General features: G+C 74.7%; 11 protein-coding genes. 1 reads left to right on the plus strand and 10 read right to left on the minus strand.

The window, feature by feature from the left end; all coding sequences use genetic code 11:
* Positions 1 to 86: 86 nt before the first annotated feature.
* The 6 genes from K329_RS0111735 to aqpZ all read right to left on the minus strand — a co-directional run bounded on the left by K329_RS0111735 (position 87) and on the right by aqpZ (position 5,459).
* Positions 87 to 1,616, minus strand: coding sequence for a hypothetical protein (locus K329_RS0111735; RefSeq protein WP_028473192.1), 1,530 nt, complete (start codon positions 1,614 to 1,616; stop codon positions 87 to 89).
* Positions 1,617 to 1,700: 84 nt separating this feature from the next.
* Positions 1,701 to 2,678, minus strand: a complete 978-nt coding sequence (locus K329_RS0111740; RefSeq protein ID WP_028473193.1) for an NAD-dependent epimerase/dehydratase family protein — start codon at positions 2,676 to 2,678, stop codon at positions 1,701 to 1,703.
* A 41-nt stretch (positions 2,679 to 2,719) separates the two neighbouring features.
* Entirely contained in the window at positions 2,720 to 3,280 is a 561-nt protein-coding gene (locus K329_RS31470) for a reverse transcriptase domain-containing protein (RefSeq protein WP_052336778.1), read from the minus strand.
* A 788-nt stretch (positions 3,281 to 4,068) separates the two neighbouring features.
* Positions 4,069 to 4,470 carry a VOC family protein gene (locus K329_RS0111750; RefSeq protein ID WP_211225832.1) on the minus strand — a complete coding sequence of 134 codons (402 nt, stop codon included), beginning with the start codon at positions 4,468 to 4,470 and terminating at the stop codon, positions 4,069 to 4,071.
* Positions 4,471 to 4,492: 22 nt separating this feature from the next.
* Positions 4,493 to 4,627 carry a hypothetical protein gene (locus tag K329_RS31920; protein WP_281169808.1) on the minus strand — a complete coding sequence of 45 codons (135 nt, stop codon included), beginning with the start codon at positions 4,625 to 4,627 and terminating at the stop codon, positions 4,493 to 4,495.
* Positions 4,628 to 4,712: 85 nt separating this feature from the next.
* Positions 4,713 to 5,459 carry an aquaporin Z gene (gene aqpZ, locus K329_RS0111760; RefSeq protein ID WP_028473195.1) on the minus strand — a complete coding sequence of 249 codons (747 nt, stop codon included), beginning with the start codon at positions 5,457 to 5,459 and terminating at the stop codon, positions 4,713 to 4,715.
* A gap of 286 nt (positions 5,460 to 5,745) precedes the next feature.
* On the opposite strand from aqpZ, the gene K329_RS0111765 reads away from it, so the two are divergent.
* On the plus strand, positions 5,746 to 6,327 hold the full coding sequence (locus K329_RS0111765; protein WP_028473196.1) for a dihydrofolate reductase family protein: 582 nt from the start codon (positions 5,746 to 5,748) through the stop codon (positions 6,325 to 6,327).
* A 180-nt stretch (positions 6,328 to 6,507) separates the two neighbouring features.
* Here K329_RS0111765 and K329_RS31925 read toward each other — a convergent pair whose 3' ends face one another.
* The 4 genes from K329_RS31925 to K329_RS0111785 all read right to left on the minus strand — a co-directional run bounded on the left by K329_RS31925 (position 6,508) and on the right by K329_RS0111785 (position 11,930).
* Positions 6,508 to 8,094, minus strand: coding sequence for a DNA polymerase Y family protein (locus K329_RS31925; protein ID WP_028473197.1), 1,587 nt, complete (start codon positions 8,092 to 8,094; stop codon positions 6,508 to 6,510).
* Entirely contained in the window at positions 8,094 to 8,801 is a 708-nt protein-coding gene (locus K329_RS0111775) for a hypothetical protein (RefSeq protein WP_028473198.1), read from the minus strand. The genes K329_RS31925 and K329_RS0111775 overlap by 1 nt, the downstream gene beginning before the upstream one ends.
* A 42-nt stretch (positions 8,802 to 8,843) precedes the next feature.
* Positions 8,844 to 10,073 (minus strand): DUF4185 domain-containing protein, encoded by a 1,230-nt coding sequence (locus K329_RS0111780; RefSeq protein ID WP_028473199.1) that lies wholly within the window; start codon positions 10,071 to 10,073, stop codon positions 8,844 to 8,846.
* 81 nt (positions 10,074 to 10,154) lie between these two features.
* Positions 10,155 to 11,930, minus strand: coding sequence for an endo-1,4-beta-xylanase (locus K329_RS0111785; protein ID WP_052336780.1), 1,776 nt, complete (start codon positions 11,928 to 11,930; stop codon positions 10,155 to 10,157).
* Positions 11,931 to 11,954 lie beyond the last annotated feature (24 nt).

Raw genomic sequence — 11,954 nt, forward strand, 5'->3', positions numbered from 1 at the left:
CCACAGATGCGTCGACACGCCTGTCCAGGCACCGAACAGGACGCCCGTCACGACGGAGGATCCCGTCCGGGAACCCAGCGCCCTGATCACGGCTGCGGCCTCGACGACCGCAACCGCCGGAAGCGCCCCCTCGCGGCGCCGGCGGCGAGCAGGAACAGCACGACCGCCAGGGCGGTGAACGCCCAGTCCTCCCCCGTCGCGCTCGGCTCGTCGACGAAGGCACCGTCGGTCGCCACCGTGGCGATCATGACGCCCGCCAGCAGGAGGAGCACGACCGCCGCGGCCACGGTGAGCCACGCCCCCGCCACCCGCACCGGCCGAGGCAGGCGCGGTTCGTAGCCCGCGTCGTCCCGCACGGCCTCGCGCCAGGTGCGGAAGAAACCGGCAGGGGTCACCACCTCGGTCAGGTGGTCGGGCGGGTCGATGCCGTCCAGGAGGGCCACCCCCTGGCGCGGGAGCCTGAGCACCTCGCTCAGCTCCTCGAGCGGGTCCCTGGTGCGGTCGTCGGCCCGGACGAGCGACCGGAGCGCGACCATGTCGACGTGATCCCGCTCCTTGCCTGCGACCTGGAACGCGAGGAAGGCCGCGAGGTCGTCGGCGAGCTCGGTGTCGCGGGGGCCGACCTCGAGCCACCCCGTGCCCCACGTCGACCGGCCGAACCACGTGTCGCCGCGCGCGACGTCCACACCGCACGCACCGTCGGGCGCTCTCCACAGCGCCACCACCGGGTTGCGTCGGGGACCGGCCGCGGCGACGACGCCGGCGAGCGCGGTGAAGAGCTCGTCGACCTCCGTCGGTGTCGAGGGCTCGAGGGCGTGCCACCCGTCACCGAGGCGGGTCATCCGGACGGGATCGGTGGTGTTCGCTGCGATCCGGGCGGCCATCCGCGCGAGCGACTCGTCACCCCGCTGCAGCACGACGATGCGCTCTGTCGGCGCGGACCCGACGCGTGGGAGCGCCAGCACGTGCTCGAGGCCCTCGACCAGCTCGTCGACCCAGCCACGGCTGCGCTCGAACGCGACCACCACGGCACGCTCGGGGTCGAGGAGGTGGTCAGGACGGTCCGGGACGGGATGACGCCGCTCCCGGCGCGCGGCCTGCTTCTGCTCCCGCGCACTGAGGGGCACCGGGACCGGGCGCACGGGTGCCTGCGTCGCCGGCGGGAACAGCGCGGCGAGAGCGGCCGCGAACGCCGGTAGATCGCCCTCGGTGCGCTTGCCGTCGCTCCGGAACACGAGGCTCCCCGACGGGCCGGCGACCTCGGCGACGAGCCCGTGGACCGCCTCGTCCGCACCGGATCCCTCGCCCACCTCCGGCTCCGGACGCACCGCTGCGACGCCGGTCTCGTGAGCATCGCCCTGCCCTAAGCGCTCGGCCTCCGCCGTACCTCGCCAGCGCGACCACCACCGTCCCTGACGGTCGTCGGTGTCCTGCTCCTCGACGGCGTCCCAGAACCCGATGACGTCGGTGCGCCCTGCGAACAGCGCCAGGCTCCCGTGCGCGCACCACGCCGCGGTCCAGCCCCGGTCGTCCGTCGGGCCCACGCCCGCCTCCACCCGGGCACGGTCGAGCGTCTCCGCGACCTCCGCCCGGTCGGCCCTCACCAGCAGCAGCACCCCGCACCCTCCCACTCACCACGAAGGGCTGATCCTTCCAGCCCCGCTGCGGCCATGCTGAGGAAAACGCCGAACCCGTCCCGGCTACGGCAGCTCCGCCAGCACCGCGGCCTCCTCGGCCGCCGTCAACCCCGTGACGGCCGCGTCCGGGGCGGTGTGCAGCCAGGCGAGCGTGTCCCGGACGGTCTCGACGAGCGGTCGGCACGCCAAGCCCGCGGCCGCCGCGGGGGCCGGGTCGTGGGCGAGCATGCCGTCGTACGCCGGGCGCGGCAGCCACAGCGGGAGCGACGGCAGCCCGCTCCACGGCCGCACGTCGAGGCGCTCGAGGTCGTCCGACGCCGTCCATCGCCACGTCGGGCGCGCACCGCAGCCCTCCGCCACGAGGTCCAGCGCCTCGCCGAGCGGCAGCAGCGGGCCCACCCCGTCGTACGTGCCCGTGCGGCGCGTCTCCGCGAGGGTGACCAGCCACTCCGCCAGGTCGCGCACGTCGATCACCTGCACCACGTCCGCCGGGTCGCCGGGAGCCAGCACGGGCTCGCCGTCCGCGGCGCGGTCGAGCCGTGAAGGCCAGTAGGCGAACCGTCCCGACGGATCGCCCGGACCCACCACGAGGCCCGGGCGCACGACCGTGCTCGACACCGCGCCTGCCGTGACGAGCTGCTCGCAGAGCACCTTGCGGGGTCCGTACGCCGCGGGGTCGTCCGCCGGGAGATCGGCGCCGGGGTGCACGGCTCCCGTCGCGGGGGTCTGGCCGGGGGTGGCCTGGTCGACGTACGTGCTGACGGTCGACACGAAGACCCAGTGGGCGTCGGAGGCCTCGCGGCCGTGGACGGCGAGCGCCCGCCGTACGTGCTCGGGCTCGTCGGTGACGTCGAGCACCGCGTCGAACGGCCCCTCGGGCACCTGTGCGACCCCACGGTCGACGACCTCCAGCCGGGCGCCGTCGGGCACCCGCCCCGAGACGCCCCGCGCGGCGCACACCACCTCGTGGCCGCGCGCCACCGCCGCCGCTGCGACGGCGTGGGAGAGGAAGACGGTCCCACCGAGCACGAGGAGTCGCATGACCACCATCCAACCGCAGGCCGCGCCGAGCGGCGACGGGGTCAGCGCGTCCAGTCGACCGCGGCGTGCTCGGCCAGCAGCCGGGCCCCGCGCACCGGGTCGTGGTGGGCCACCCAGGCGATCCGCCCGCGCAGGTGCTGCTCGAAGGCCGGGTGCCCCTCGTGGTTCTGCGTGCTCGGCCCGTGGACGCGACAGTTGTGGACGATGGCGCGCAGGCGGTCGACGTCCTGCCGCGAGACCCGGGGCCGGTCGTTGACGACGAGGCCGCCCAGGGTCTGGCGCCCGGCCCGGGGCATGACCCCGGTCTTGCGGGGGTTCAGCCAAAAGCCCTCGTCCCGCACGACCGCCTCGACGGCGTCCAGGAGCCGCGAGGTGCCGGTGCCCCAGCCGCGGTCCCCGGAGAGGGCGAGGTCGTCGGCGTACCGGGTGTAGCGACCGCCCCACGACCGCGCGAGGGCGTCGAGGCGTACGTCGAGCCGGAACGCCGCCAGGTTCGCGATCGCCGGCGAGGTGGGCGCGCCCTGCGGGAGGTGCGGCAGCGCGAGCCGTCGGCCCAGGCGCCAGTGGGCGTCCAGGAGCCGGACGTCGGCGGGGCGCGGCACCGCGCGCCGCGTCGTGGGGCGGGACGAGGGAGAGGACGTCGTCCAGGAGCGTGCGCTGGAGCGTGCGGAGGCGACGCTTGGGTGCCTCGAGCACGCGGATCCCGCCGCTGGCCGCCACCCGGTGGCTCACGCGGTAGTGCTGGAGGGGCCGGTCCGAGGCCGACCGGGCGAGGTGCCGCGGGTCGGCGAACCAGTCGAGCTCGGACGGCGTCAGCTCGAGGAGGTCGGCGAGGTCGGCCACCCGGTGGAGCTCCGGGAGGCGCCACCGGTTGGTGAGCATCCGGGTCTCGGCGACGGGTTGCACGACGGGCCGCGTGCGCGCGACCTTCGCCGCGGCGGCGAGGGTGGGGAGGTTCGTGGCGAGCTCCCGCGGCCGGTCGAGCGGCGGACGCGGGTAGAGCTCGAGCGTCTGGCGGGCGAGGGGCGTGAGCCACCGCGGGCGTCGGCCGATGACGACCGCCCCGCTCCTCGCGAGACCGGGAACGGTCCACTCACCGGCGAGGAAGCCCGCGGCGAGCGCGCGGGCGAGGTCGTCCCTCATGGACGACGCGACGGGCGCCGGAGGGTGGAATGCGGCAGCGCTGCTCGACCAGTCCCGTCGTGCGCGCGATGACCTGCAGCGGAGCGCAGCGAGTCGCGCGCGGTGCTGTGCCCGACCGTGTCGGTGGCCCCCGGGGTATCCCCGGGGAGGTGAACCGGTGACACGCACCGGTCCGCCGTCTCGAGAGAACGCTGCCGCACGACGGGCACGATAGCCGCAGGGGCTCGTGTCCGCCGTGCGGCGCCGGTCAGGCGCTCGGCGCGGAGAGCTCGAGCGCGATCCCGTCGGGGTCGCGGAACTCGAGGATGTGCATGCCGCCGGCGTCCTTGACGCCGCCGTGCGCGACGCCGAGCGAGTCGAGCAGCTCGGTGGCCGCGTCGAGCTCGCCACGGTCGGGGACCGTGAAGGAGAGGTGGTCGAGGCCGACGCGGTCCTCGGAGAACGCGTCGTCACCGGGGGCGACCGGGCGCAGACCGAGCAGTCCGCCGGGGATGGAGTAGATGACGCCGCCGAAGAGGAACCAGAGCTTCTCGCGCGTCGCCTCGTCGGCGTCGTCGGGCAGCTCGAAGGCGACGTCCCAGCCGAACACGCCGTCGTAGAAGGCGCGGGAGGTGGCGATGTCGCGGACGGTGAGGCGGACGTGGCTCACGCCGTCGATGGTGATGGGCATATCAGGCCTTCCGGTTGCGTCGCTGCTGGACCTTGTTCTTGGCGTAGGGCAGCCCGATGCGGGCCAGGATCGTCCAGAACAGACGTCCGAGCAGCGCGAACAGACCGGTCTTCACCTTGGTCTTGGCCTTCGACATGAGTGGGTCTCCTTCGTGGTGTGGCACTGGGTCTTCGGTGGGCTCGTGCGTTCGGATCGGTCGGCCCGCGGTGGGGCCCACCCGGCTACGCGGTCTCGACGCCGGCGATGTCGTCGCGGTCGCGGTGGTTTCCGGTCACGGCCGCGAACGTCAGCCCGGCGATGACGGCACCCGCGATCGGGGCCACCACGAAGAGCCAGACCTGGCCGAGCGCGGCGGTGTCGAACCAGGCGACGCCGAGGGAGCGGGCCGGGTTGACCGACGTGTTGGTGACCGGGATCGAGATGAGGTGGATGAGCGTCAGCGCGAGACCGATAGCCAGGGGCGCGAAGCCGACGGGCGCGCGGTGGTGGGTGACGCCCAGGATGATGTAGACGAACAGCGCGGTCAGGACCACCTCGGTGACCGCGGCCGCGAGGAGGTCGTAGCCCCCGGGCGACGAGGCGCCGTAGCCGTTGGTGGCGAACCCGTCGCTCGCGGAGAAGCCGTCACGGCCCGAGGCGATGACGAACAGGATCCCGGCGGCGATGCCGGCCCCGACGACCTGCGCCGCGACGTACGCTGGCACGTCCTTCCAGCCGAAGCGGCGACCGACGGCCAGCCCGATGGTGACGGCAGGGTTGAAGTGGCCCCCCGAGACGTGGCCCACGGCGTACGCCATCGTGAGGACGGCGAGACCGAACGCGAGCGCGACGCCGAGGAACCCGACCTCGTCGCCCGCGAGGACGGCGGTGCCGCATCCGGCGAGGACGAGCCAGAACGTGCCGACCGTCTCGGCGGCGAGCCGGGCGGTGAGGCGTGGCTCGGCGGTGGTCGTGGCGGTGGTCGGCATCTGCGTGTCTCCTGGTGTCGTGTCGAAGGGTGCTTGCCGTTGCTGGCGGGGGCCGACCGCTCGTCAGGTGACGGCGGCATGAGTTGGTCGGTACGACGACCCGGATCGGCACTGCCGCACGGGCACGAGTTTCGTGAGGTGGGTCACGTGGAGCGGGGCAGCGCGTGGATGCGTGGGGCGTCGCCGCGCTGCTCGGTTGGTGATCGGCCCGGTCCGAGACGGAAACCGTTTGACCGGGCACGGGTGCGCCCGTCAGCGTGACCATGCCCATCGTGAGAGGAACCCCGTGCGCAAGCTCGTCTACTTCGTCGCCACCACCCTCGACGGCTTCATCGCCGGCCCCGACGGCGGGGATCCGTCCGGCGAGCCGTTCCTGCCGGTCACCGAGGACCTCGTCGCCTTCCTCGTCGAGCACTACCCCGAGACGCTCCCGGGTCCGGCTCGCGCGGCGATGGGGCTCGACGGTCCTGGTCGGGCGTTCGACACGGTGGTCGAGGGCCGCCGGTCCTACGAGGTCGGGCTCGTCGCCGGCGTCACCGACGCCTACCCGCACCTGCGTCACCTGGTGCTCTCGACGACCCTGACCTCGGTGCCCGGCGAACGGGTCGAGCTCGTGCGCGACGACGCCCTCGACCGCGTGCGCCGGCTCAAGGCCGAGGACGGGCTCGACGTCTGGCTCGTCGGTGGCGGCACGCTCGCGCACTCCCTGCTCCCGGAGATCGACCGCCTCGTGCTCAAGGTCAACCCGTCGATCATCGGGTCCGGGATTCCGCTGTTCGCCGGGCCCTTCGCGCCGTGCACCTTCCACCCCGTCGCCGAGGTGCCGCTCGCGGGCGGGGTGCGGGTCGTCACGTACGACCGGACGTGACGCCCGGCTGACGAGGTCACCGGTCGGCCGAGGACGAAAGTGCGGCCGCCTCCGCCGACACGCCAAGGATCCGGGGCCACGGGGTCCGCGTTTTCGGGTACGGCGCCAGCCGGGTCCGCGTTTTCCCGCCCCGCAGCCCGGCCCGACCCGCCGCGAGCCGAGCCGACCCGAGCGAGCCCCTCAGTCGTACCCCGCCTCGACCCACCACCCGTCGTCGGTGCACGCCATGAGCCACGCGCGCCCGTCGACGCCGACGACCTGGAACCGCGCCGCGCGCCGGGTCGGTGAGCCGGACTCCTCCCACCACGCCTCGTCGACCGGCCACGGGCCGGCCCAGGCGTCGACGGGCAGCCAGCCGGCGTCGGGCACCCGCACGGTGGTCGGCTCCCCCGTGACCCAGCCCCGCTCGTCGACCCGCACGGGCACCCCGCCCGCGTCGAGCACCTCGCTCGGCAGCGGCTCGGCGAAGACCCGCACGGGCGCCGGGCCGGGGACCTGTCCGGGCCACGGCCGGTCGACGGGGCGGAGCCCGACCGAGCGCTCCCCCCACGGCACCACTGCCTGCCGGGCGGCCGGCGTACGCCCGCCCTGGGCGACCGGCACGACCACCGCGTCGTAGCCGAGCATCGCCTGCACCCGCGCCATGCCGCGCTCGACGAGCTCGTCGGCGCCACCGCCCCAGAGCGCCTCCGCGTGGGCGGCGGCCGGCTCGGCCACCTCGGGCACGAAGCGCACCCGTGTCACCGGCTCCGCGATCGCCGCCACGGAGCGTCGGCTGCGCACCGACCCCTGGGCCTGGCCCTGCAGCTGCCAGTGCACCCGGTCGACGAGGTCGCGGGCGGAGAAGTGCCGCGGGTGCAGCCAGGCACGCGACGAGACCACGACGTCCTCGCCCCGCGGCCCCGCGCACGAGGCCTCGACGCGCACCGCGGTAGCCACGAGCTGCCGCTCGGCCAGCCCGGCCACGAACGTCTCGGTGGTCGTGCGCACGCTGAAGCAGATGGCCTCCACCGACTCCAGGGGCGGCTCGAAGACCACCTCGCAGGCCAGCTCGGGCGGTGGACGACGCGCACCCAGCAGCGTCGTGTCCTCGCCCCGGGCCCGGCGCCAGATCTCCGCGCCGTACGCCCCGAAGCGGCGTCCGACGTCACCGCCGGGCAGGGCCGCGAAGTCGCCGAGCGTGCGCAGCCCGAGCCGCCGCAGCAGCGAGACCAGCTCGGTCGCCGCCCCGTCGGCCAGCAGCGCCTCCACCGGCAGGGCGCGCAGGTAGACGGCCGACTCCCCCGGCTCGACGACCACGTGGGTCTGCACGTCGGCGCGCCGCGCCGCCTGCTCGGCGGTGAAGAGGTCGTCGGCGACGCCGATGCGCACGTCCCAGACCCCGGCATCGACGAGCGTCTCGGCCAGCAGCGCGGCCGCGTGCGGCTCGCCGCCGTAGAACCGGCCGGGCGCCCGGATCGCCAGCAGCCCGGGGCGCAGCGGCGCCACCCCCGGCCGCACGGCCTCGACCGCGGCCAGCACCGGCTCGAACGCCCGGGCGTCGCGATCGGGGTTCACCTCGAGGAGCAGCAGCTCGGGGCAGCGCGCCTGCGCGTCCCTGCGGCGCATCCCGCGGCGTACCCCCTCGGTGCGCGCCGGCCCGTTGCACACCTCGACCACGTTGCGCGACAGCACCGCCGCGGGCAGGGCGAGCGACAGCTCCTCGTCGGCGAGCGCGGCCACCACCGACCAGTCGGGGCACCAGACCACGAGCACCCGCCCGGCCACTAGCCGACCTCGCGGGCGCCGCGGCCGTCGACGGACTCCAGTCGCACCGGCGACGACCGGACGCGCTCCGCGGGGCGCACCGGCTCCATCGGCGCCAGCGGCTCGTCGGTCCCCGGGAACCAGAGGTCGGCCTGGCGCGGGGGCGCCGACCCGCGTCGTACGGCGAGCCGCGCCCGCCGGTCACGCAGCCGACCGGCCCCCTGGTCGAGGCCGGACCAGCGGGTCGCCTCCGTCGTCAGCCGCGCCTCGCAGCGGGGCCACTCGCCCCAGACCACGAGCACCGCCGACCGCTTGCGCAGGCGGGCGTCGAGCACGCCGGCCGCCTTGGCGTCGACCCGACCACGCGGCCGCAGCACGACCAGCTTCACCACGTCGACGAGGGCGGCGGTCGCCTCCAGCCAGTGCTCGGCCGGGTCGGGCACGAGCACCGTGCGCGCGAGGTCGACCCCGAGGTCGAGCGCCGCCTGGACACCGAGGTCGGGCCAGCCGACGACCGCGACCCACTCCCCGGCGGCCGACGCCCCCGCCATCAGCGCGAGGGCCAGCGACGCCGAGTCGACGCCGTACGAGCCCCCGGCCCGCAGCTGCAGCAGCGGCGAGAGCGTGGGGTGGGTGGGCACGGGCAGCCGGGTCGGGCCGCCCTGCATCGCCGCCATCCGGTCGCGCAGCTGGGCCACGACGGAGGGTTCGACGGCGGAGGCGGACACCCCACGATGATCGAACATTTGTTCGAACATCGCAAGCGCGTCTCAGGGTCGGTCGATCTCCGTGAACACCGGACGGCCGACCTCGGTGGGCTCGGCCAGCAGCCGCCCGAAGTCGGTCGTGTTGCGCGACACCGAGACCAGCAACCGCCCGTCGGCGAGCTCGATCTCCGGGTGCGCCAGCGGAGCGTAGAGCAGGTTGCCGGTGTCGAAGCCGGCGGGTGCGGGCACGCGGTCGCCCTGGGTCCACGGTCCGTACGGCGCGGGCGCCGACCACACCGTCGCGAAGTCGCCGAGGTCGCCGTCCTGCTTCGACACGGCGACGAAGCCCGCCGACCCCGACGGGTCGAGCGCGTCGACCGACAACGTCTGCGAGACCCCGCCGTCCGCCGGGAGCACGGCCACCGACGACCCGATGTCGGCCTGCCAGTCGCCGCCGTCCCAGAACTCCCACCGGCTGCGGTCGCGCGGGTCGTCGACCGGCACGCGGGCGACGTGCAGCTCGCGCCCGAAGGAGCCCTCGACCTGCCGCGTGCCGTAGACGTAGAACCAGTCGTCCGTCACCGTCGCCGCCGCGCCCCAGTTGACCTGGTCGAGCGACGCGTCGTCGGGGGTGACCTCCATGCTCTCGACGAGCGTGGGGGCGCCACCGGCGCTGACCGTGAAGACGGAGGCGGTCGTGCCGAGGAAGGCGTAGTCGAGCGCCGCGTCGTTGCCCGTGCCGCCGCGACGGGTCCGCGCCGTCAGCACCACCAGCACGTCGGTGGTCTCGCCGTCGGCGAACTCGTGCCCAGGCTCCAGCGCGACGACCGACATCGGCCAGTGCACCACCTCGCCACCGCCGTCGAGGTCGGTCGTGGTGTCGGGCACGATCGGGCCGTCGCCGTCGGGAAGCACCTGCCCCGCGCAGACGCCCGAGCTCACGAGCATCGAGTTCGAGACCACCTGCGGCGAGTACGCGTCCGTCCGCACGGTGTCGCCGAAGACCCACACGAGCCGGCCGTCGCTGAGCTGGGTTCTGGCGCCGATGTCGGCGGCCTGCCAGGCCGGCAGGTCGGTCTCCGCGAGGTAGGTGTTGAGCAGGTCGACCGACACCGCCGGCGGCTCGGCCGGGGGCGGCGGGCAGTCGGGGGCGATCCGGTACGACGTGGGGCCGGCCCCGTCGTCGGCCACCCCCGGGGTGGGCGCGTCGCCCAGCGAGCAGCCCGTGGCGACGAGCGCGAGCCCGACCGCGAGCACCAGGGGGCGGCTGCGGAGCGGGCGGCGGACGGTCACCGCGCCATTGTCCGGGCTGCGCCCCCGATCCAGCGAGGCTGCGGGGATGTCACCGTCCTCACCCGCCTCGCGGGCCCGGGGTCAGTCCGCGAGCACCTCGGTCAGTGCGACGTACGCCGGCGTCGGCTCCCCGTCGTCGAACAGGAGGTCGTGCCCCTGCTGCAGCCCGTCGTCGTCGACGAACCAGTCGTAGCGGTCGTCCACCCCCCACGTCGTGTAGGAGACGCACGCCCGAGAGCGGAGGCAGGTGGCGAGGACCGTGGCGTACTGCTCCGCCTGGGCGTCCTGACCCTCGGCGTCCGTGACGTCGTTCTCCGAGATCCGGGCCACCAGCCCGGCATCCTCGACGCTGTCGAGCGTCGTCGTGAGGTCGTCGGCCGAGATGGCGTCGGTCCCGAGGTCGTAGACGTGGGCCTGCAGCCCCACGCCGTCGATGTGCCCACCCTGCTCGTTCGTGTCGAGGGCGAGCTGGAGCAGGGCGTCCTGACGGGGGCCCGGCACGTCGGCACCGTTCTCGTTGATGAACTGCCTGACCTCCGGGTCCGCGACGTGGACCGCCTGCGAGACGACCACCGGGTAGCCCGGCCCGAAGACGCGGTACCAGACGTTCTCCTGCAGACCGGTGCCCTGGTCGACGTCGAACGGCTCGTTGACGACGTCGAGCGAGTCGAGACGCCCCCGGAAGTGCGTGACCACGGTGGTCACGTAGTCGAGCAGGACGTCGGCGCTGGCCCGGCGCTCCTGCTCGGAGCCGGTGGGCAGCTCGCGCATCCAGCCGGGCATCGCCTCGGTGAAGGCGATGGTGTGGCCGTGCACCGAGATGCCCTTGCTCTCCGCGAGGTCGAGGAGGGCGTCGGCCTCCTCGAAGTGGTACTCGCCCTGCCGCGGGGAGAGCGCCTGCGGCTTCATCACGTTCTCCGGGGTGAGGGCGCCGAAGTCGCCCACGAAGGCGGCGGCGTAGTCGGCGTCCGAGGCAAGTGGACCGAGGGCCACCGCCGCGCCGACCAGGAAGTCGGGTCGAGTGCGGACGGCGAGAGCCTGCAGACCGTCCGGAGACGGTTCCGCGTCGGCCGCGGCAGGACCCGCGGTGGCCAGGGACGCACCGTCCGGTGCGGTCGCCGTGAGCGAACCGACCGTGAAGGACCCCTCGTCGCTCGACAAGCCCAGCCAGAGCTCGCCCGAGTCGAACACGTCGCCCGGGGACGGCGAGGCCACCGTCTCGCCACCGCTCGCGATCTCGAGCCGGTCACCGGAACGGTGCACGGAGAGCTCCGCCTCGGGGTCGGGGACCGTCACGTGCTCGTCGTACGCCGGTCGAGGGTCGGTCACGTCCTGCTGGTCGGAGCCGTCGAAGACGGCGATCCGGAGGTCGTCGCCGCGGAGCGTGAGCCGCAGACCTGCCGGCTCGATCAGGAACTCGTCGGCGATCACCGGCGGGCTGTCGTGGACAGCCAGGATGGCATCGGCGGTCACGTCCGCGAACGACGCACTGAGGGAGAAGTCGTCCGCGGCCACCAGGTGGGTTCCCGCGAGGTTGACCGGCGGGTTCGGCTGACCTCCGCCGCCGTCCTGCTCGACGATGCTCCTCCCCGTCGCCGTCACCCGCAGCCCGTCGCCGTCCGCGACGACCCCGGGCACGTGCCGCCAGTCCTGCTGCAGCACGTCGACGACGATGTCGGGTCCGGCCGACGACGAGTCGGCCGACGGGTCCGCCGAGTCCGACGGGTCCGTCGACGTGCAGCCCGCCAGGGCGAGGAGGAGCCCGACGGTCGCCACGCTCACGACGCGCCGCGGAGCGACCGTCGTCCGGGTCGCCCGCTCCCGCGGCCCGTCGGGGTGCCTCCTCGGTGCTGCCATCGCTCGCGTCCTTCCGTGGAACGG

This window comes from Nocardioides alkalitolerans DSM 16699, from assembly GCF_000426525.1.
GTDB classification, from domain to species: Bacteria; Actinomycetota; Actinomycetes; order Propionibacteriales; family Nocardioidaceae; genus Nocardioides; species Nocardioides alkalitolerans.